The 19,745-nt window shown below is 39.9% G+C and carries 21 protein-coding genes; 5 read left to right on the forward strand and 16 right to left on the reverse strand.

Annotated features, from left to right (window positions below; translation table 11 throughout):
• Positions 1 to 21: 21 nt before the first annotated feature.
• The 5 genes from AC1M9E_RS11500 to ppx form a co-directional block, all read right to left on the reverse strand.
• Positions 22 to 570, reverse strand: coding sequence for a YggT family protein (locus AC1M9E_RS11500; protein WP_481588726.1), 549 nt, complete (start codon positions 568 to 570; stop codon positions 22 to 24).
• Positions 571 to 593: 23 nt separating this feature from the next.
• Positions 594 to 1,424: a pyrroline-5-carboxylate reductase gene (gene proC / locus AC1M9E_RS11505; RefSeq protein ID WP_035268555.1), complete on the reverse strand. Its 831-nt coding sequence runs from the start codon at positions 1,422 to 1,424 to the stop codon at positions 594 to 596.
• A 21-nt stretch (positions 1,425 to 1,445) separates the two neighbouring features.
• A complete protein-coding gene (gene tilS, locus AC1M9E_RS11510) occupies positions 1,446 to 2,798 on the reverse strand; it encodes a tRNA lysidine(34) synthetase TilS (RefSeq protein ID WP_481607837.1) in 1,353 nt (450 codons plus the stop codon).
• Positions 2,735 to 3,559 (reverse strand): acetyl-CoA carboxylase carboxyltransferase subunit alpha, encoded by an 825-nt coding sequence (locus AC1M9E_RS11515; RefSeq protein WP_481593338.1) that lies wholly within the window; start codon positions 3,557 to 3,559, stop codon positions 2,735 to 2,737. The genes tilS and AC1M9E_RS11515 overlap by 64 nt, the downstream gene beginning before the upstream one ends.
• 67 nt (positions 3,560 to 3,626) lie before the next feature.
• Entirely contained in the window at positions 3,627 to 5,147 is a 1,521-nt protein-coding gene (ppx, locus tag AC1M9E_RS11520; RefSeq protein WP_481590343.1) for an exopolyphosphatase, read from the reverse strand.
• A 269-nt stretch (positions 5,148 to 5,416) separates the two neighbouring features.
• On the opposite strand from ppx, the gene trxA reads away from it, so the two are divergent.
• The 3 genes from trxA (at position 5,417) to AC1M9E_RS11535 (ending at position 8,017) form a co-directional block, all read left to right on the forward strand.
• Complete coding sequence (gene trxA, locus AC1M9E_RS11525) at positions 5,417 to 5,743, forward strand: thioredoxin (protein ID WP_035268564.1); 327 nt, start codon at positions 5,417 to 5,419, stop codon at positions 5,741 to 5,743.
• A 319-nt stretch (positions 5,744 to 6,062) separates the two neighbouring features.
• Positions 6,063 to 7,331 carry a transcription termination factor Rho gene (gene rho, locus AC1M9E_RS11530; RefSeq protein WP_035268567.1) on the forward strand — a complete coding sequence of 423 codons (1,269 nt, stop codon included), beginning with the start codon at positions 6,063 to 6,065 and terminating at the stop codon, positions 7,329 to 7,331.
• Positions 7,332 to 7,732: 401 nt separating this feature from the next.
• Positions 7,733 to 8,017, forward strand: coding sequence for a hypothetical protein (locus tag AC1M9E_RS11535; RefSeq protein ID WP_035268570.1), 285 nt, complete (start codon positions 7,733 to 7,735; stop codon positions 8,015 to 8,017).
• A gap of 140 nt (positions 8,018 to 8,157) precedes the next feature.
• On the opposite strand, the gene AC1M9E_RS11540 is transcribed toward AC1M9E_RS11535, so the two are convergent.
• From AC1M9E_RS11540 to pheS, 3 genes are all read right to left on the reverse strand, one after another.
• The gene (locus AC1M9E_RS11540) at positions 8,158 to 8,454 is read right to left on the reverse strand and encodes an integration host factor subunit alpha (protein WP_035265376.1); all 297 of its coding nucleotides are present in this window, start codon (positions 8,452 to 8,454) and stop codon (positions 8,158 to 8,160) included.
• Positions 8,451 to 10,832, reverse strand: a complete 2,382-nt coding sequence (gene pheT, locus AC1M9E_RS11545; RefSeq protein WP_481607836.1) for a phenylalanine--tRNA ligase subunit beta — start codon at positions 10,830 to 10,832, stop codon at positions 8,451 to 8,453. The genes AC1M9E_RS11540 and pheT overlap by 4 nt, the downstream gene beginning before the upstream one ends.
• 120 nt (positions 10,833 to 10,952) lie before the next feature.
• On the reverse strand, positions 10,953 to 11,933 hold the full coding sequence (pheS, locus tag AC1M9E_RS11550) for a phenylalanine--tRNA ligase subunit alpha (RefSeq protein ID WP_035265373.1): 981 nt from the start codon (positions 11,931 to 11,933) through the stop codon (positions 10,953 to 10,955).
• 169 nt (positions 11,934 to 12,102) lie between these two features.
• Between pheS and AC1M9E_RS11555 the strand changes: the two genes are divergently transcribed.
• Positions 12,103 to 13,128, forward strand: a complete 1,026-nt coding sequence (locus tag AC1M9E_RS11555) for a hypothetical protein (RefSeq protein WP_481607835.1) — start codon at positions 12,103 to 12,105, stop codon at positions 13,126 to 13,128.
• Here the strand turns inward: AC1M9E_RS11555 and AC1M9E_RS11560 are convergent.
• The 6 genes from AC1M9E_RS11560 to AC1M9E_RS11585 all read right to left on the reverse strand — a co-directional run bounded on the left by AC1M9E_RS11560 (position 13,113) and on the right by AC1M9E_RS11585 (position 15,871).
• Positions 13,113 to 13,652, reverse strand: coding sequence for a P-loop NTPase family protein (locus AC1M9E_RS11560; protein WP_481607834.1), 540 nt, complete (start codon positions 13,650 to 13,652; stop codon positions 13,113 to 13,115). The two genes, AC1M9E_RS11555 and AC1M9E_RS11560, sit on opposite strands and share 16 nt — an antisense overlap.
• Before the next feature lie 83 nt (positions 13,653 to 13,735).
• Complete coding sequence (gene rplT / locus AC1M9E_RS11565) at positions 13,736 to 14,095, reverse strand: 50S ribosomal protein L20 (protein WP_004867327.1); 360 nt, start codon at positions 14,093 to 14,095, stop codon at positions 13,736 to 13,738.
• An 11-nt stretch (positions 14,096 to 14,106) separates the two neighbouring features.
• Complete coding sequence (rpmI, locus tag AC1M9E_RS11570; RefSeq protein ID WP_004278281.1) at positions 14,107 to 14,301, reverse strand: 50S ribosomal protein L35; 195 nt, start codon at positions 14,299 to 14,301, stop codon at positions 14,107 to 14,109.
• A gap of 158 nt (positions 14,302 to 14,459) precedes the next feature.
• Entirely contained in the window at positions 14,460 to 14,885 is a 426-nt protein-coding gene (locus tag AC1M9E_RS11575; protein ID WP_035265367.1) for a YqaA family protein, read from the reverse strand.
• Positions 14,882 to 15,181, reverse strand: coding sequence for a hypothetical protein (locus tag AC1M9E_RS11580; RefSeq protein WP_481588718.1), 300 nt, complete (start codon positions 15,179 to 15,181; stop codon positions 14,882 to 14,884). The genes AC1M9E_RS11575 and AC1M9E_RS11580 overlap by 4 nt, the downstream gene beginning before the upstream one ends.
• Before the next feature lie 72 nt (positions 15,182 to 15,253).
• The gene (locus AC1M9E_RS11585) at positions 15,254 to 15,871 is read right to left on the reverse strand and encodes a glutathione S-transferase family protein (RefSeq protein ID WP_481607833.1); all 618 of its coding nucleotides are present in this window, start codon (positions 15,869 to 15,871) and stop codon (positions 15,254 to 15,256) included.
• 280 nt (positions 15,872 to 16,151) lie between these two features.
• Here AC1M9E_RS11585 and AC1M9E_RS11590 point away from each other — a divergent pair, with 280 nt between their 5' ends.
• Positions 16,152 to 16,622, forward strand: coding sequence for an Hsp20 family protein (locus tag AC1M9E_RS11590; protein WP_481595065.1), 471 nt, complete (start codon positions 16,152 to 16,154; stop codon positions 16,620 to 16,622).
• A 440-nt stretch (positions 16,623 to 17,062) separates the two neighbouring features.
• Here AC1M9E_RS11590 and infC read toward each other — a convergent pair whose 3' ends face one another.
• Positions 17,063 to 17,614: a translation initiation factor IF-3 gene (infC, locus tag AC1M9E_RS11595; protein WP_081403231.1), complete on the reverse strand. Its 552-nt coding sequence runs from the start codon at positions 17,612 to 17,614 to the stop codon at positions 17,063 to 17,065.
• 5 nt (positions 17,615 to 17,619) lie between these two features.
• Complete coding sequence (gene thrS, locus AC1M9E_RS11600) at positions 17,620 to 19,542, reverse strand: threonine--tRNA ligase (RefSeq protein WP_092768341.1); 1,923 nt, start codon at positions 19,540 to 19,542, stop codon at positions 17,620 to 17,622.
• Positions 19,543 to 19,745 lie beyond the last annotated feature (203 nt).

A 19,745-nucleotide genomic window follows, 5' to 3' on the forward strand; every position in this document is an offset into this window, starting at 1 on the left:
GTTAAAATCCGTAATCTAGATTTAACCAATTGATTTCAACATGATTTCAGCAATATAAAGTGTAAAGAATGCAAGGATTGGAGATAGATCAATCATCCCTAAATTTGGCATTACTTTACGGAATGGTGCCAACATCGGTTCAGCTAATTCTTGAATCACTTCAATATAAGGTGAACGTGTTTGTGAAAACATCAAAATCCAACTACATATGATGTAAGCGAACAGTAAATATTTAAGAATTGAAATTAATGCCTGCAACATTGAAAGTACTGTTGAACCAATAAAGTACAATACATCGCCTGTTGGTAAGGCATTTAAATATTTATAGCCAAATACCTTAAGAAAATACAACAACACGATCAGCACTAAAGCTGCTAGATTTACACGCCCCTGTGCCACAGTTGGCAAGATTCGTCCAAACACATCTACAATTTTAGTTGCTTTCACTGTCGATAGCACAACAGGGTTATATGGACTGACTGCCGCCAATTGCATTAAAAAACGGAAAAATACCAATAAAATCGCAACATTAATGATAATGTCAAAAAATAGCGCAGAGTTCGCACCCATACTTCAATTTTCCTAAAATTTAGTTATTTAGAACTATCACTTAATTCCTGAGCGAGCTCCTGACTGCGTTTTTTTGCAGCCGCAAGAGCAGCTTGAATATTCTGTGAAATTTGCGCTCGATCAAAAACTTCCAAGGCCGCTTGAGTTGTACCATTTGGTGATGTCACATTTCTACGCAGTTCAGATGGCGTATTAGAACTGGTGATCGCCATTTGTGCAGCACCGAGAGCTGTTTGTAGCGTTAATGCTGTTGCAGTTTTCTCATCCAAGCCTAAATTTTTCCCAGCACGAATCATACTTTCCATCATATAGAAAAAGTACGCTGGCCCTGACCCCGATACCGCAGTTACTGCATCAATTTGCTCTTCTGAGTTTACCCAAAGTGTTAAGCCTGTTGCAGCTAAAATCTGACTTGCCAATTCACGCTTTGCTTGGTCAACAACGTCATGAGCATATAAACCATGGGCACCTGTTTGAACCAATGCAGGTGTATTAGGCATGACACGAACGATAAACTCCGTCCCCGTTAATGCAGCAATCGTTGCAATTTCAGCTCCTGCTACAATCGAAACAATTAACTTATTCTCAAATTTATCTTTTAACGGTTTAAGAACTTGTGCCAGTACTTGTGGTTTCACCGCCAGAACAACAACATCAGCATTTTGGATCGCGTCTTCATTATTGTCTGTAACTTGAATTTCTTTTTCTTTTAATAACTCTCTCACACGTTCTACAGGATCGGAAACTGTAATACGCGTTGTTGGTAAACCACGACTAATCAACCCTCCAATTAGGGCTTGAGCCATATTACCACCACCAATGAAACAAATATTACAGTTTAACGCAACACTCATGAACGACTCTCAACCTTGATTTTATAGCGATGAAACTAACTTTGGCTGCCAACCACCGACTTCACAATACTCTGATTCAGCCAGCCAAAACCCTTTTGGCGTGAAAACACCAAGCATAACATTATCTAAGCTTAAAATTTGAATAGTATGACGCTTCCATGGAAAAATTTGTGCCTCTTGAATTGCTTTTTTTAATGGCCATTTCCCCACACGTCCATGCAAATGGACTTTTTCCCCACCTTGACGATAATGCAATGTCAAAGGCTGATTTAAAAGTTCTGTACGCAGACCATACTCTTCCTGATGTTGGCAGATCTTAAATTGACCCGAAGCTAAATTTACAACTTGCTGGATTTCAAATTTTATTTCTGAATCAGTTGTATTCGATTCTGCTAAGTATGCATCCTTAGCAACTCGATATAAGACGTTTTGGAAACGAACATAATATTGTCCATTCCAATGCAATGCTGCTTGTGCATCAGGTTTCGCCAAAATAACTTCTTCATTCAACCGCTCTACCATCTCAAATGCAGGACGGTATTGATCCTTACCTTTCATCCAATTGGATAAAAGTTGTCTTCTTCTTGCTAAACTTAATTGATTGAGTTGTCGTAAATCTAGATGATCATCATCGCCACAGAACGCCAAATCTTGCTGTAAAACCTCTTGCAAAATTTCATCCGCATCTTGCATCAGCACACTAGTTCTCACAATCGCCTGTTGCATTTTAGGGAATCGGCTTTGCAAAATATTCCAAAGCTCATGACGGCACCAAGCTCGATCATAGTGCGTATCAAAATTGGTCGGGTCATCCACGTAGGGCAATTTGAGTTGTTCTACCCATTGGCAAATCTGCTCACGACTGAGATTCAATAATGGTCGCCAAATAATGATGTCTTCACGTGAATCTAATAATTTCATCGCGGACAACCCCTGTATTCCAGCACCAGAGAACAAACGTAATAATACGGTCTCAGCTTGATCCTGCTGATGATGTGCCAGTACTAAAATATCTGTGTCGGATAAATGATGTTTAAAAGCTTGATAACGTGCTGCTCGAGCTTGCTGCTCCAAATTCCCTTCAGCAACTTGAACTGTCTCGAGAACCACAGGGATGTGCGCTGCTATACAAAATTGATGGACGAATTCGGCCCATTCCTGATTTGCAGATTGCAACTGGTGGTTAATATTAATCGCACGGATTTTTTGGGGAATTAATTGAGACATGACATACAGCAACAGCATGGAATCCATGCCGCCACTGCATCCCACTAAGAACGTGTGTTCATCACCAAATTTGGCAATTTGTTTTAAGAAGCTAGACCTGAATTGTCGCTGCCAAACTTCATTAAACGTTGGTAACGTGCTTCGCATCTTGCATTTGCATCCATTGGAACAAGCTCATCAAGTGCAGCTTGTAACACATGTTTTAAATTATCCATGACTACGTCTGGCTGAAGATGAGCACCCTCACCTTCATCTACAACATACTCAACAATACCAAGTTCTTTCAGTTTATCTGCAGTGAGTGCAAGTGCTTCACTCGCTTGCTCAGCTTTTTCAGCAGTTTTCCAAAGAATTGAGGCACAACCTTCAGGTGAAATCACAGAATAAATACTGTGAGAGAGCATAATCACACGATCTGCAACGCCAATGCCTAATGCGCCGCCAGAACCACCCTCGCCTAGAACAGTCGCGATGACAGGTACTTTTAAACTTGAGAGTTGAGCTAGACTCGTTGCAATTGCTTCTGCTTGTCCACGCTCTTCAGCACCTACACCAGGGTATGCACCCATGGTGTCAATAAATGTGAAAACTGGAAGATTAAAGCGTTCAGCCATATCAAGTAAACGCTGAGACTTGCGATAGCCTTCTGGATTACTCATCCCAAAATTATGCTGTAACTTTTCACGTGTACTACGACCACGATGTTGACCAACCACCATCACAGCCTGACCATTAAAACGTGCTAAACCGCCAACCATTGCACCATCATCACCATATAAACGGTCACCATGAAGTGCATCAAATTCTGTAAAAATTTCGCTCACATAATCTAAAAATTGTGGGCGATCTGGATGACGCGCAATTTGAACCGTTTTCCATGCTTTAGATTGAGCAGCTTTATTTTTCATAAGTCGATGAATATCCCTAAATTAACTATGACGTAGTTAACTAATAAAATTCGCTTATCAGCTTCTGTTAGCCAATAAATTGTTCCGACTGAATATTCAAAACGATATCCCAATGTTTAAATTGCACCTGCTCATCATGCAGCTCTGCAACCAACAAAGGCCATTGTTTTGCATCACCAGAAACTTTCAGTTGCCATTGTTGCTCATCTAATATCTTTAATTCAATGGCAGGAAGCATCTCATCGCTTCGGCTGTGATTCAGCAAAATTGCGAGACGAAGGAGCAAACATAGATAGACAAGTTTAATTCCACCGACTTTCGTCACATCATTTTTTGCTTCAGCACGCAATTTACGGCGATGATGAGCGACCAAATGTGACAAATGATTTTGATCAATTTGTGAAAAACCAGCAATGTCAGAATGCTGAAGCAAATATGCGCCATGACGATGATAACCACTATGACTAATGGCTAAACCTATTTCATGAAGATAAGCTGCTCGACGTAGCAAATCACTATCGTCATTATTTAGACCAAGCGTTCCTGCCACGCTATCAAATAAATGTTGAGCCGTTTCAACAACACGTTCTGCTTGTTTTTGATCAGCACCATAACGCCCCATCAAGGCTTGTACGCTACGATCTCGAATATCTTCATGCTGGAAACGCCCGAGTAAATCATACATTACACCTTCTCGTAAGGCGCCATCTGAATAGACCAGCTTATCAACTTGAAGAACTTCAAATACAGCGTATAAAATCGCAATACCCGCAGGTAGGACTGCACGACGATCTTCCTTAAGACCCTCAAATTCCATGTCTGAAATATGTTTATATTTGAGTAATTTATCTTTAAGTTTTTCCAAGCCTTCACGAGTCAAGTTTTCCTGATCATCGCTCCAGCCCATATTTACCGCAATTTGACGACAGGCTTTAATGGTTCCACTTGAACCGACAACAGTATCCCATCCTGCCGCACGATAAGTTGTCGCGATACCCGAGATTTCTTTGCGTGCAGCAGTCACCGCACGATCGAAAGCTTTTGGATTAATATCGCCCTCTGCAAAATAGGCCTTTGTAAATGCAACGCATCCCATTTGCACGGATTCAGTATGAATCGGCTCAAACTCTTCACCAATGATTAACTCAGTCGAGCCACCACCAATATCAATCACCAAACGGCGACCGCTGTTCGCCATAGTATGTGATACACCTAAATAAATTAAACGTGCTTCTTCACGACCAGCAATAATTTCAATAGGTTTAGGCAGAATTTCAGCTGCTTTTTGAATGAATTCATGCCCATTCTTAGCTTGGCGCAACGCATTGGTGGCCACAATTCTTAAGCGATTGGATTGGACTGAACTTAGGCGCCCTACAAATCGAGCTAAGCATGCTAAACCACGTTGTTGAGCAGCTTCTGTCAAATTTTTATTTTCATCTAAACCTGCGGCCAATTGGACCTTTTCAGACATCGATGCGACTTTTTTTACCTCACCATGATCAACTCGAGCAATCGCCAAGTGGAAGCTGTTTGAGCCCATATCAATGGCTGCAAGGAGTTCTTCATCAATCAAAAAATCAGACATTGTTGCGCTAAGTTCAACCAGAATTGTGCCTAGATTAATTCACATAACTGTAATTTAAAAGCCATTTATTTAGTCAATTTAACGACTATTTAAAAAATCATCATATATGACAATTGTGTTACACCGATCATGGAAATCGTGAGCATCAATTAGACATTTACAGAATTTAGTCCGAAAATAAACCCTATCCCCTACTTTGTTAAAGTGGTCTATGTAATACTTATATACATAGATAGACTGTTTTCAAAAAATTATTCGGAGCAAATTCCATGTCTGCTAATATTGTTAATACAACTGATGCTAATTTTGAAGCTGACGTTTTAAATTCTGACACGCCAGTTCTTGTTGATTTTTGGGCAGGCTGGTGTGCGCCATGTAAAGCTATTGCTCCTGTACTTGAAGTTTTAGCAACTGAATACGAAGGTAAGGTTAAAATCGTAAAAGTTGACGTAACTTCATGCGAACAAACTGCTGTAAATTACAATATTCGTAATATCCCAGCTTTATTGATGTTTAAGAATGGTGAAGTTGTTGCTCAACAAGTTGGTGCAGCTCCTAAATCTAAACTTGCAGCTTTTATTGAAGAAAATATCTAATTCTTTCAATTTTAATTGCTTTGAAAGCGTCAAATTTTTGGCGCTTTTTTTGACGGTAAAATTGACAAAGAGCCATATCTCACTTATATTGCATGATCAAGAAACACTTGGACAATTTCTCCTCGTTTCTTACAATACACAAAACATAAGATCGCCGCTCGGCTAAAGAAATTGTTTACACATTTCTCCTCGAAAGAACTTACTAGATTCTGAGTTTGTTATTGTGCAAATCAATTGCTGCTCTTTTCTTGCACTGCGGATGTCTTTTGCTTCTATTCTATCTGTGTTCCACACTTCCTTTTAATTCAATCGACCATTTATGAACTTAACTGAACTCAAGAAAAAACCGATAGGCGAACTCATCAAAATTGCTGAGTTCATGGGCCTTGAAGGAATGGCACGTAACCGTAAGCAAGACATTATTTTTGCCATTTTGAAACGCCATGCTATGAATGGTGAAGAAATTTTCGGCGATGGTGTTCTTGAAATTCTGTCTGATGGTTTCGGTTTTTTACGTTCTGCAGCAGGGTCTTACCTTGCGGGTCCAGATGACATTTATGTCAGCCCTTCTCAAATTCGCCGCTTCAATTTGCGCACTGGGGATACGATTACAGGTACGATTCGTCCACCAAAAGAAGGCGAACGTTATTTTGCACTTTTAAAAGTGAATCAAATTAACTACGACACGCCAGAAAACTCTCGCAATAAGATTCTTTTCGAAAACTTAACGCCTTTATTCCCAACTGAACAATTAGTGATGGAGTTAGGAAATGGTTCGACTGAAGATTTAACTGCGCGTGTTGTCGATTTAGTTGCTCCAATTGGTAAAGGTCAACGTTCAATTATTGTTGCACCACCTAAAGCTGGTAAGACAATGTTAATCCAAAACATTGCTCAATCTATTGTTCGTAATAATCCTGAATGCTTCCTAATCGTTCTTCTCATTGATGAGCGCCCAGAAGAAGTAACAGAAATGGAACGTACCGTTCGTGGTGAAGTTGTTGCTTCAACATTTGACGAATCACCTGCACGTCACGTTCAAGTCGCTGAAATGGTGATTGAAAAAGCGAAACGTCTGGTAGAACACAAAAAAGACGTTGTTATTTTGCTTGACTCAATTACACGTTTAGCACGTGCATATAACACTGTTATTCCATCATCAGGTAAAGTTTTAACTGGTGGTGTTGATGCCCACGCTTTAGAACGTCCAAAACGTTTCTTCGGTGCTGCACGTAATATCGAAGAAGGTGGTTCACTTACGATCATTTCTACTGCTTTAATTGAAACTGGCAGTAAAATGGATGAAGTCATCTACGAAGAATTCAAAGGTACAGGTAACCAAGAGATTACGCTTGATCGCCGTATTGCTGAGAAACGTGTATTCCCTGCGATGAATATCAAGAAATCTGGTACACGTCGTGAAGAACGCCTCATGGATGAAGATAAACTACGTAAGGTTTGGATTTTACGTAAGCTTCTCCATCCTATGGACGAACTTGCTGCGATGGAATTCTTACTTGATCGCATGAAGGAAACCAAGACCAATGATGATTTCTTCGATCAAATGAAACGCAAAGCTGCCAACTAATACGCAAAAGGCCATCATTTATTGATGGCCTTTTATTTGGGTTGACACCATTTACATAAATACACAATACTAACTTTTGAATGTAACTTTTCTTGCAAGTATGTGATTTTTATCATCTTGTATTTTAATTCCCTTTATTTTTTAAGTATTTACTTAGTATTTCTCCAATTCAAAATGCAAAAATGATTGTAATTTTCTGTTAAAAATAGGGTCAAATTTCTCATTTTTTAAGCATTTTTTCATCTCGCCTAGTAGTAATTCAAAATACTCAGTGATAGCATGTCGGCATACCAGTTAGGCTGCTCCATGCGTTATTAACCTTACTAACGTTAGGAATAATAAAAGCACACAACAGACTAACCGGGTTTTTTGTCTCAATTTATTTTAATGAGAGTGATGCCATGTTATTCAAAAAAATTGCTATTGCTGCTGCCGTTGCTACTACTTTAGCTTTCGTTGGTTGTGCTAAAAAAACTGAAGAAGCTGCTGCTGACGCAAACGCTGCTGCATCTGAAGCTGTAGAAGCTGCTTCTGAAGCTGTTGTAGCTGCTGACGCTGCTGCTGTTGAAGCTTCTTCTGAAGTTGCTGCTCAAGCTGACGCTGCTGCTGCTGAAGCTACTGATGCTGCTGCTGAAGCTACTGACGCTGCTGCTGACGCTACTGCTGCTGCTTCTGCTGCTCAATAATCTAAAGTTTAGATTATTCGAAAAAAAGAGAACCTTTGGTTCTCTTTTTTATGCGCTGAATTTTATGAATACGCATAAAGTTAAGAGCATAAAAAAACCTGAGCTGAGCTCAGGTTTTTTTATGTTATTTGATCAAGCGATTAATCGACTTGCTCTGTCCCTACACGCTGTCTAAACTTTTGACCAGCACGGAAGGTCACTACACGGCGAGCAGAAATAGGAATCTCCTCACCTGTTTTTGGATTACGCCCTGGGCGCTGACGCTTGTCACGCAGTTCGAAATTACCAAAACCCGATAATTTGACATGTTCACCAGCAATTAATGCCTGGCTAATTTCATCAAAAAACAACTCAACCATTTGTTTAGCTTCACGACGATTTAAACTCGTCAGCTCACTCAAATGATCAGCCATTTCTGCTTTTGTTAATGCTGTCATGAGGCCCTCAATGTCGCTTGGTAAGTGTTTTCTAACACTTGTAAAATATTATCCATACCAGATTTAATTTCAGCATCCTCAAGCGTGCGACTCGGATGCTGCCATAAAAGTGCAAACGCCAATGAACGTTTACCCTCTTCTACACCTTGACCCGTATACACATCGAATAACCAAGAAGAATCAAGTAACTCTCCTCCAGTTTTTTCGATAAGTTGCTGAATTTCACTAACATTAATCTTATCACTAATTAAAACTGCAATATCACGTCTCACTGAAGGAAATCGTGATAATTCTGTAAAATTAGATACATAAGTTTGCAAAACAGACGATTGATCGAGTTCTGCTACCCATGTCGGTGCGAGATCAAGCTCATCTTCAAGCGATGGATGTAAACGACCAATATAACCAATTGATTGTCCGTCCACTAAAATTTCAGCAGCTTGACCTGGATGCAACCATGAACGCTCTGAACGCACATATTCTACTTGAACTCGTCCAGCCGCCAATACAGCCTCAATTTCACCTTTAAAATCGAAGAAATCCATTGGCTGAGGTTTAGCATGCCAAGATTCCTGATTCTTCGCACCTGTTGCCACAATCGCTAGTGTAGGTATTTGCTTAAGATCATGAATACTGGTGGCTTCTTGATAATCAAAACGCAAGCCAAGTTCAAAGAAGCGCACACGACTTTGTTGACGATTAACGTTGTATTGGACACAAGGAATTAAGCTTGAAAGTAAAGTCGAACGCATTACCGCCAAATCACTTGAAATTGGATTTGCCAATGCCAAAGGATTTACACTTGGATTTAACTGTTTTTCAAGTTTTAGATCAGCAAAACTAAAGCTGATTGCCTCTTGATAACCAAGTGAAACCAAAGTTTGACGTAATTGTGCAACTTCAAATTGATCTTGGTATTTTGCAAGTTTCACATCAATCACAGGCAAGCTGATTTGAATGTTGTCATAACCATGAATACGCGCAACCTCTTCAATTAAGTCTTGGTAGATTGCCATATCATAACGATGTGATGGCGGTACGACAGACCATTGACCTTGTGCTTTAATTGTTACCTGACAACCTAGACGTGTTAACGCATCAGTAATAAAGTCAGAGTCAACTTTATAACCAAGAAGTTGATCAACTTGCGCCTGCTCAAGCTCGATTGCTTCGCGTGTTGGCAATACTCTTGGATTTTCTGCTACCGTAATTGGACCAAATTCACCACCTGCAAGCTCAGAAATCAACTGAGATGCACGGTGCATTGCGATCATTGGAAGTTCGAAATCCACTCCACGCTCATAACGCTGAGACGCATCTGTATGTAAACCGAAGCTACGCGCACGACCCGCAATATGAAGTGGTGCAAAGAATGCTGATTCAAGGAAGATTTCAGTCGTTGCGTCTGTCACCGATGAAGACAAGCCACCCATGATGCCCGCAATTGCTAATGCTTTTTCGTCATCTGCAATCACCATCACGTTGTCTTGCATTTCAACTTCTTGCTCATTCAAGAGAACAAGTTTTTCACCTGCAGTTGCTTGACGAACGTGTACCGCACCTTGAACTTTACCACCATCAAATGCGTGAAGCGGTTGACCCAACTCCATCAATACATAGTTGGTAATATCAACTAAGATACTGTGCTGACGGATACCAGAACGAGCCAGTGCGCGTTCCATCCATTCAGGAGTTGGCGCTTTGGTGTTGACGTTTTTGATCACACGACCTAAGTAACGTGGGCAACCTTCAGTAGATACAACGACCTTCTTTTCATCAGCAATCGTTGCAGCCACTTCTTTAATTTCAGGCGCAGTCACGGGAAGTTGGTTAATCACACCAATTTCACGTGCAATCCCACGAATACTGAAACAGTCACCACGGTTTGGTGTGATACTAATATCAATCACGTTGTCATCAAGGTCTAGATATTCACGTACGTTTACACCGACTGGCGCGTCCGCAGGAAGCTCGAGTAGACCGTCGATTTTATCTTCTAAATCAATTTCAGATGCACCGCACAGCATACCTTGTGATTCAACACCACGAAGCTTACCTTTTTTGATTTTAAAATCACCTGGCAATACTGCACCGATGGTTGCTACGGGTGCTTTCATTCCTGCACGTACATTAGGTGCACCACAGACGATTTGTAATGGTTCACCCACACCAATGTTGACAGTCGTTACACGTAAACGATCTGCATCTGGGTGCTGTTCTACCGTAAGTACTTCACCTACAACCACACCTGTAAATGGTTTTGCAGCAGGAGATAAATCATCTACCTCAAGGCCAAGCATGGTCAGTTGGTCAGATAAAGTATCGCTATCGATGGCTGGGTTAACCCATGTGCGTAGCCAATTTTCGCTAATTTTCATTGATATAAAACCTGTAATTCAAATCTCTAGAATCCTCCCTCTAACCCCCTTTGCCAAGGGAGAGAACCCCAAATGATTCTGTGGAGTTCCTCAAGTTAGGAGAGGATTTAATAAAAAGTTTTAAGCAAACTGGCGTAAGAAACGCACATCATTTTGGTAGAACATACGCAAGTCGTTTATGCCATAACGAAGCATTGCAAAACGTTCAACACCTAAACCAAATGCAAAGCCTTTGTACTTGTCTGGATCAATACCCGCTGAACGAAGAACATTTGGATGTACCATGCCACAACCTAATACTTCTAACCATTTTCCTCGCTCATCCATGATGTCGACTTCAGCACTTGGTTCTGTGAATGGGAAGTAAGATGGGCGGAAACGTACTTTCAAGTCTTTTTCAAAGAACTCATTCAGCAAATTAACCAATAATCCTTTTAACTCAGCAAAGCTCGTATTTTCTGCAACGTACAAACCTTCAATCTGGTGGAACATCGGAGAATGTGTTTGGTCTGAGTCACAGCGATACACACGACCTGGACATACAATACGAATTGGTGGTTGCTGTGTTTCCATCGTTCGAATCTGTACACCAGAGGTATGCGTACGAAGCAAATGGTTTACATCGAAGTAAAAGGTATCGTGCATTGCACGCGCAGGGTGATGACCAGGAATATTTAATGCCTCAAAGTTGTGATAATCATCTTCAACCTCTGGACCAGTCGCAACAGAAAAACCTGCTTTCGTGAAGAATTGACAAATACGCTCTTGTACTTGGGTCACTGGGTGGATACTGCCCACCTGTTGTCCACGACCAGGCAACGTGATGTCGATCTGTTCACTTGCTAATTTTTGTTCTAGTGCAGCTTTTTGTAATGCAGTTTGACGCTCAGTTAATGCGCCATTAATCGCTTCTCGAACTGAATGAATCTGCGCACCAAAAACCTTACGCTCTTCCGGATCCATTTTACCCAGTGCTTTCGATTGTTCAGCAAGCTGGCTTTTCTTACCCGTAAATTGCACTCGAACCTGATCGAGTGTTGCAAGGTCTTGAGCTGCTGCAATGGCAGCGAGCGCTTCAGTGGTCAGGGCTTCCAGTGACATAGTAACTCTCAAAGCAACAAATATAAAAAATAATATAACTGCGCATTCTAACAGCTTTTATAGCTCCGTATGAAGATCAGCAAGTGTTAAAATTGGATGTGGAATTAAATTGGAAATTACATTTATAAAAAGTTTAAGATATGCGCAATGATCATTGAGAAGATATGTCATGGCATTAGATCAAATTTGGAAACAACAGCTCACACTTGTGACTTACGGCAATGAGTTTTTAAGTCAGGATTTAAGTTTTCAACACTGGAAAAATCATGCGATTTTTAATCAGCACCATTTCCTTTTTCGAGATTTAAATACGCAACACTTATTGGCACAACATTTCCAAGTTTGGTTAGAAAGCTTAAAACGTCAGGGTGTCACACGCTTAAGCCTACATAACTCAAGTTTATTAATCGATGAAAAAAATCCCAATCCAAATGTTGAGCTTTTACCATATCCCCATTTCATTGTCAGTCATCACCGCAATGTAAAAACAGCATGGATCTGTGGTAAAGAACTTGCCGAATGGTATAGTTCTGAACAAGACTTCGAGATACCAAACAACCAAACACTCCCTGCACGAATTGAAACATTTTGGCGTTTTGATCTATCCACCCAACATATCAAACGTGTTGAGGCAGATCTTCAAGCACCTAATTGGAATGATATTCACGACTACACAGAGAATGAGCTGTTCGATCGCGCATTAGCACAAGGGGTGGAATCTGTTAAACGTGGCGCAATCTTTTATGGTACTGACGATCAATCACCCTCCAACGCTGGAGCTGCCTTACCATTACTGCCACAAGATTATGCAGCACCTTATGCCAATGAAACCTTAGTGCGTTTCATGCATCTAGAACAACATTTAAAGATTCAAAAACGAAAGCTTTTGGAGCAAGATCATCAAGAATCTCTTGAGGAAGAAAAACAACTGAAGGTATTTCAACAAAAGTTAGATGACCTGAGTGCAAAATTCATCACTAAAGTAGCAAATCACTATAAAACTGCTCATTTAAAAAGCCCCGAAATTCACTCCCCTTTGGATGAAGCCTCAACGCATACTCAACATGGAAAACGATTTTTCAACAATGATTCCAGTTCTCACCAACCCACACCTAAAACAGGTAAATCAAATGTGTTTGCCCTCATTTTAGTCACTGCAATAATCTGTTTCTGCGCTTACTATTTTGGACTGTGATGTTTTAAAAATTCATCTAATTGTTCAGTTTTATGAAAATGTAGCCACTTTATATGATGATATTGAGTGGCATTCATCATCTGCAAATATTTAAATCTATTTTTCCCATGTGTTTGGACTACCCACAATATTATTGAGTCTTTACTTAACAATTTCGCCCAATGTTCTCTATTGTTAGAATTTTTCCATATTTTCTTTTGGCTAATCACACGGTATAGCGACCTCTTAATCACACGATAAAGATTTACGCGTAGTGAAAAATCCAACCACATCACAGTGTCGATCTCACTTAAGATTAAATTTTGAATCAGAGAATAATTACCATCAATCACGAAGCCCTTATTCATAGACCTAACACGATTTATAAATTTTTCTTGAAATTCTATTGAAGATGACTCAGTCCAGTTATCCAACCAAAAGAGATTATCAAGTTCAATATGATCGACTTGCAGTTGAACAGCCAACTTACGTGCAAAGGTTGTTTTCCCAGATGCTGCTGTACCGACGACCATAATTTTATTCATACTAATCTCTTGGCTTTATTTGGTCGTAAACAATGAAAATAAAAAAGACCGCTAAAAAGCGGTCTTTTTCTCATCTACGATGATTAAGCAGCTAATGCGCCTTTAGCTTTTTCAGCTAAAGCAGCAAATGCAACTGCGTCATGCATAGCGATGTCAGCAAGTACGCGACGGTCGATGATCACTTGAGCTTTTTTCAAGCCATCGATCATACGGCTGTACGACAAACCATTTTGACGTGCACCAGCATTGATACGCGCAATCCATAAAGCACGGAATTGACGTTTCTTTTGACGACGGTCACGGTAAGCATATTGACCTGCTTTGATTACCGCTTGGAACGCTACGCGGTAAACACGTGAACGAGCACCATAGTAACCTTTAGCGCGAGCAAGAATTTTTTTGTGACGGCGATGAGCCTGTACACCACGTTTTACACGAGCCATTTATAATCTCCTTAGATGTACGGGCACATACGACGAACTGAAGCAACGTCACTTACGTGAACCATTACACAGCCGCGCAATTGACGAATACGCTTAGCAGATTTTTTGGTCAAAATGTGGCGTTTGAACGCTTGTTTACGCTTAAAACCGTTAGCAGTCGCTTTGAAGCGTTTTGCTGCACCACGGCGAGTTTTCATCTTAGGCATAACAACCTCTTTTGAACACCTGTTCGGCTCGTTTGCACCATTACAATACGACCTGCAGGTAAGGGAGCGAGTATTCTATAGCATCTTTGCGCAAAACAAAAGCACCGTTAATCTTGATTCAGACAAATTAATCTTGATGAGTTTTACTCTACGAAAATTTAGAACAAACCAAGATACACCCAGTAAATAAATAGATACCGACCTGTTTTCGCTATACCCACCACGAAGATAAATTTCCAGAATTTTTCTTTCAAAATTCCTGCAATTAAGGTGATTGGATCACCAATGATAGGCACCCAACTTAAAAGAAGTGACCATGTACCATACTGCTGATAAGCCCGTTGAGCACGAATCATTTGATCTGACTTAAATGGAAACCACTTTTTGGTTTTAAACTGCTCTATTTTTAAGCCCAACCACCAATTAACGCATGAACCCATCACATTCGCTACACTTGCAACAAAAATAAGCATCCACGGCGAAAATTGTTTTAGAGCAAATGACCCCAACAATATTGCTTCGGACTGTAAGGGCAATAAAGTGGCGGCTCCAAAGGCACTTAAGAACAATAAAATCAGATTCATTTACTGGACTTATTCACCGCTAGAAGTTTCTGAGTTTTACGATATTCTTTTATCGACCACGCAATTGCCAACACTACTATGATGACACGTAGCACCGTATATTTACTCGTAATTGCTGGAATCACCTGTTTTAATTGATCCCTAGAATCTGGATCGATTGCTGCAATGATATTTTGCACATGAAATATTTCGACGATATAAGAAGCAACACAGAGTAAAATACCAGCAATAATTGCCCAGTATACTTTTGAATTAGATTCAACAATTTTGCTAAAATTTAAAAAAAAATCCTTCATGGCAGTTCTCCATAAAAAAACCACCAAATGGTGGTTTAGATATGTAGAGTTTATCACACTTAAATCCGTGATCTACTTTAGTAGTGCAAGCGCCTTTTGTACCGCTGGTCTCTGTTGGATACGTTGAATATAAGCTTCCACTTCAGCAAACTCTGCTAAATGAATACTTTGCCACTCGTGCCGCATCAACCAAGGGAAAATTGCCATATCCGCAATAGAGTACTCACCTGCCACATAGTCTTGCCCAACTAACTGCTTATTGAGCACCCCATATAATCTTTTAGTTTCTGTAATGTAGCGCTCGATCGCATAAGGGATTTTCTCTTTAGCAAATTTAGCAAAATGATGATTTTGACCTAACATCGGTCCTAGACCACCCATTTGCCACATCAACCATTGTTCAACCTGAATCCTCGCGATTTCGTGCTGAGGATAGAATTGTCCCGTTTTACGTCCTAAATATTGCAGTATTGCACCAGACTCGAAAATCGAAATCGATTGATTATTCGGTCCATTTTGATCAACTATCGCAGGAATTTTATTATTAGGAGAAATCGCAAGAAAGTCAGTTTGGAACTGATCATTTTCTAATATATTGATTGGATAGATTTGATAATCTAAAGCCATTTCTTCGAGTGCAATTGTTATTTTTAATCCGTTGGGTGTTCCCCAGTAATATAAATCGATCATTACAGTTCAGGCTCCATATGCCCTTTGTTGATTGATTTATCCACCATAAATCATTTCAAACCAAACAACAAGGATAGAAATTTTTTATTTATAAGTTATAAAAAATCAATTATTTATAAAATATTTTAAAAATTTTTTGAATTTATTATTGAAAAATTTCGGTCTGAACCTATATAAAAAATTGCCAGATTTATGATGATCATCTGGTTCTGTTGATGATAGTCATGACAGAACAACATTCTTATTTTTATGACTTTGCTGACCTCAGGAGGTTTTAATCATGAGTAACTTAAATCTTCATCCATTGTTTCGTCGTAGTATTGGTTTTGATCGTTTAAACGATTTTATTGATTACGCAATGCAAAGTGATGCTCCAAACTACCCACCTTATAACATTGAAAAAAAAGGTGAGAACAGATATCGCATCGTGGTCGCTACTGCAGGATTTAGTCAAGATGAGTTAAATATCAGTCTTGAAAATCAACTTCTCTCAATCACAGGAAAACCGGAAGCTATTCAATCTGAACAAACCGAATATCTTCATAAAGGAATTGCGCGTCGTTCATTTAAATTATCGCTTCGCTTAGATGAACACATTGAAGTTCAACAAGCAGATTATGAAAACGGCTTATTAGTGATCGATTTAGAGCGTATCATTCCAGAAGAGAAATTACCTCGACAAATTCCAATTGGCAAAAAACTTCTGTTAGAAAATACAGAGTCTACTGAAAAAACAGTTCATGTCGAATAAAACATCGAAGTTGATGAGTCACAAAAAAGCCGATGCAAAAGTATCGGCTTTTTTTATAGATCAAATCTACAGGTGCTTTGAGCAACTAACTTTCTGATGAACTCATGTGCAATAAAAAAGTCTTTATGAATCATCTTAAAGACGTTAAAACACTCCAAACCTATTCAGCTTTACCATCCATCTAGAATTTTCTATGCACAAGTACGAGTTTACCTGTCGAAATAATTACATTTTTTACTCAAGCCACAAAATGATTCGAGAAGTTTAAAATATACGTTTATTAGACTTCACTAAAGTACTGCCTGATGGAAATATTCAACTGATGATTTATACCACAACTACAGTCGTTCCTCTCTTTACTAACTCAGGTGTACCTATATTCCTTCAATCAACATATAAAAAAAGCCCTGCATGTGCAGGGCTTTTTCTCTAAATCGGTTTTACTTTTTCTTTTTAGGACCAAGTAACATACCCATTTGACGGCCTTCCATTTTTGGTGCTTGTTCCACTACACCGATTTCAGCCACATCAGCTTCAATCTTTTGTAATTGAGCAAGACCCAATTGTTGGTGAGCCATCTCACGACCACGGAAACGTAGAGTAATTTTAACTTTGTTGCCTTCTTCAAGGAATTTCAGAATAGCACGCAACTTAACATTGTAATCACCAACGTCTGTACCAGGACGCAACTTGATCTCTTTAACCTGAACTTGATGCTGCTTTTTCTTAGCATCTTTTTGCTTTTGCTTCAGATCAAATAAATGCTTGTTGTAATCCATGATTTTACAAACAGGCGGCTCTGCATTCGCAACGATCTCAACGAGGTCAAGATCAACTTCTTCTGCAGCACGCAACGCTTCAGCAAGTGAAACGATGCCTTTTTGTTCTCCGTCAGCGCCAACGAGACGCACTTCTTTCGCACGAATCTCATCATTTAATGCAGGACGATTGCTTTTAGCACCTTGTTGTTGGTTACGGTCAGGCTGTTTAATCTTTCTTACTCCACAATATACCGGCCGCGTTCGGCTACGGCTACTTTCACTAAGTCAACGAATGCATCGATAGACATAGTACCTAAATTTGTTCCAGAGCGAGTACGTACATTCACTGTACCTTCCTCTACTTCTCGATCCCCAAGCACCAATAGGTATGGAATACGCTCTAAAGTACGCTCACGAATCTTAAAGCCGATTTTCTCATTTCTCAAGTCTGAAATCGCTCGAATGCCATTTTCTTGCAATTTAGCGACGACTGACTGACAAGCATCTGCTTGAGAATCGGTAATATTCATCACACATGCTTGAATTGGTGCCAACCATGGTGGCATAAATCCAGCGTAGTGTTCAATAAGTATACCAATAAAACGTTCAAAACTGCCAAGAATTGCACGATGAAGCATCACAGGATGATCACGATCGTTGTCTTCAGTGACATAAGATGCATCTAAACGTAATGGCAAGTTAAAATCGCATTGGATTGTACCGCACTGCCAGATACGACCTAAACAATCTTTCAAAGAAAATTCAATTTTAGGACCGTAGAACGCACCCTCACCAGGTTGTAAATCCCAAGCGAGACCTGCTGCATCCAGTGCGTCAGCTAAAGATTTTTCAGCAACATCCCAAAGCTTATCATCCCCTACACGCTTTTCTGGACGTGTTGAGAGTTTCATTTGCACTTCTTCAAAACCGAAATCTTTATAAACATCTAAAGTCAGTTTGATAAAGTCAGCAACTTCTTGACCAATTTGCTCAGTTGTACAGAAAATGTGTGCGTCATCTTGGGTGAAACCACGAACACGCATAATCCCATGTAATGAACCCGATGGTTCGTTACGGTGACATGAACCAAATTCAGCAAGACGAATTGGTAAATCACGGTAAGATTTTAAACCTTGGTTAAACACTTGAACATGACATGGGCAGTTCATTGGTTTAACGGCATAGTTACGGTTTTCAGAATGTGTAGTAAACATGTTTTCTGCATAGTTTGCAGCATGTCCTGATTTTTCCCACAGACTAAAATCGACCACCTGAGGTGTGCGAATCTCTTGATAACCATTGTCCTGCTGAACTTTACGCATGTATTGTTCTAAAACTTGATAGATCGTCCAGCCATTTGGATGCCAGAACACCATGCCTGGTGCTTCTTCTTGCATGTGGAACAGATCAAGCGCTTTACCAATTTTACGGTGGTCACGCTTTTCAGCTTCTTCAATACGTTTGATATAAGCAGCCAACTGCTTCTTATCCGCCCAAGCCGTACCATAAATACGTTGAAGTTGTTCGTTTTTCGCATCACCACGCCAGTAAGCACCTGACATCTTCGTCAACTTAAATGACTTTAAGAATTTAGTGTTTGGTACGTGTGGACCACGACACATATCCACATATTCTTGATGATAATAAAGACCCATTTGAGTCTCATCTGGCATATCTTCGATGAGGCGTAATTTATAATCTTCACCACGCTCAGTAAATACTTTGATCACTTCATCACGAGGTGTCATCTTTTTAATGACATCATAATCTTGATCGATGAGCTTTTTCATACGCTCTTCGATGGCAGCCATATCATCTGGTGTAAATGGTTTTTCACTGTAGATATCGTAATAGAAACCATCTTCAATGACAGGTCCAATCACCATCTTTGCTTCGGGGAAAAGCTGCTTCACTGCGTGACCAACTAAATGGGCACAAGAGTGACGAATAATTTCAACACCTTCATCATCTTTAGGCGTAATGATCTGCAACGTGGCATCATCAGTGATTAAGTCACATGCATCAACTAGATGGCCGTTTACACGACCTGCAACCGTATTTTTTGCAAGACCTGGACCGATGCTTTGAGCAACTTCCATGACAGAGACAGCTTGATCAAATTGTTTTTGATCGCCGTTTGGCAAAGTAATAATTGGCATAAAAAATCCTTAAGGAGTGATGCCCCGTACAATGGAGCATGTCACCGCGAGATTATGATCGAGGCGAACCTCAAAAGATAAAAACGGTGGATAAATAAAATCGCTAGAGATTTTACACGTGTCACGTTGTTTAATAAACCGTTAATCGAGCATTAGGCGATAGCAGTTTTAATTGTGACAAAAATAGTTAAAATATATTCCCA

It is taken from the genome of Acinetobacter sp. 24-47-47, from assembly GCF_057737035.1.

Bases quoted from the DNA above. Each gene is read 5' to 3' on its own strand.
- rho (WP_035268567.1), top strand. From the start codon at position 6,063: ATGAACTTAACTGAACTCAAGAAAAAACCGATAGGCGAACTCATCAAA.
- pheS (WP_035265373.1), bottom strand. From the start codon at position 11,933: ATGTCACTGGAAGCCCTGACCACTGAAGCGCTCGCTGCCATTGCAGCA.
- AC1M9E_RS11590 (WP_481595065.1), top strand. From the start codon at position 16,152: ATGAGTAACTTAAATCTTCATCCATTGTTTCGTCGTAGTATTGGTTTT.
- rplT (WP_004867327.1), bottom strand. From the start codon at position 14,095: ATGGCTCGTGTAAAACGTGGTGTACAGGCTCATCGCCGTCACAAAAAA.
- ppx (WP_481590343.1), bottom strand. From the start codon at position 5,147: ATGTCTGATTTTTTGATTGATGAAGAACTCCTTGCAGCCATTGATATG.
- trxA (WP_035268564.1), top strand. From the start codon at position 5,417: ATGTCTGCTAATATTGTTAATACAACTGATGCTAATTTTGAAGCTGAC.
- AC1M9E_RS11580 (WP_481588718.1), bottom strand. From the start codon at position 15,181: ATGAAGGATTTTTTTTTAAATTTTAGCAAAATTGTTGAATCTAATTCA.
- tilS (WP_481607837.1), bottom strand. From the start codon at position 2,798: ATGCGAAGCACGTTACCAACGTTTAATGAAGTTTGGCAGCGACAATTC.
- AC1M9E_RS11560 (WP_481607834.1), bottom strand. From the start codon at position 13,652: ATGAATAAAATTATGGTCGTCGGTACAGCAGCATCTGGGAAAACAACC.
- pheT (WP_481607836.1), bottom strand. From the start codon at position 10,832: ATGAAAATTAGCGAAAATTGGCTACGCACATGGGTTAACCCAGCCATC.
- AC1M9E_RS11535 (WP_035268570.1), top strand. From the start codon at position 7,733: ATGTTATTCAAAAAAATTGCTATTGCTGCTGCCGTTGCTACTACTTTA.
- proC (WP_035268555.1), bottom strand. From the start codon at position 1,424: ATGAGTGTTGCGTTAAACTGTAATATTTGTTTCATTGGTGGTGGTAAT.
- thrS (WP_092768341.1), bottom strand. From the start codon at position 19,542: ATGCCAATTATTACTTTGCCAAACGGCGATCAAAAACAATTTGATCAA.
- AC1M9E_RS11500 (WP_481588726.1), bottom strand. From the start codon at position 570: ATGGGTGCGAACTCTGCGCTATTTTTTGACATTATCATTAATGTTGCG.
- rpmI (WP_004278281.1), bottom strand. From the start codon at position 14,301: ATGCCTAAGATGAAAACTCGCCGTGGTGCAGCAAAACGCTTCAAAGCG.
- AC1M9E_RS11585 (WP_481607833.1), bottom strand. From the start codon at position 15,871: ATGATCGATTTATATTACTGGGGAACACCCAACGGATTAAAAATAACA.
- AC1M9E_RS11540 (WP_035265376.1), bottom strand. From the start codon at position 8,454: ATGACAGCATTAACAAAAGCAGAAATGGCTGATCATTTGAGTGAGCTG.
- AC1M9E_RS11555 (WP_481607835.1), top strand. From the start codon at position 12,103: ATGGCATTAGATCAAATTTGGAAACAACAGCTCACACTTGTGACTTAC.
- AC1M9E_RS11575 (WP_035265367.1), bottom strand. From the start codon at position 14,885: ATGAATCTGATTTTATTGTTCTTAAGTGCCTTTGGAGCCGCCACTTTA.
- AC1M9E_RS11515 (WP_481593338.1), bottom strand. From the start codon at position 3,559: ATGAAAAATAAAGCTGCTCAATCTAAAGCATGGAAAACGGTTCAAATT.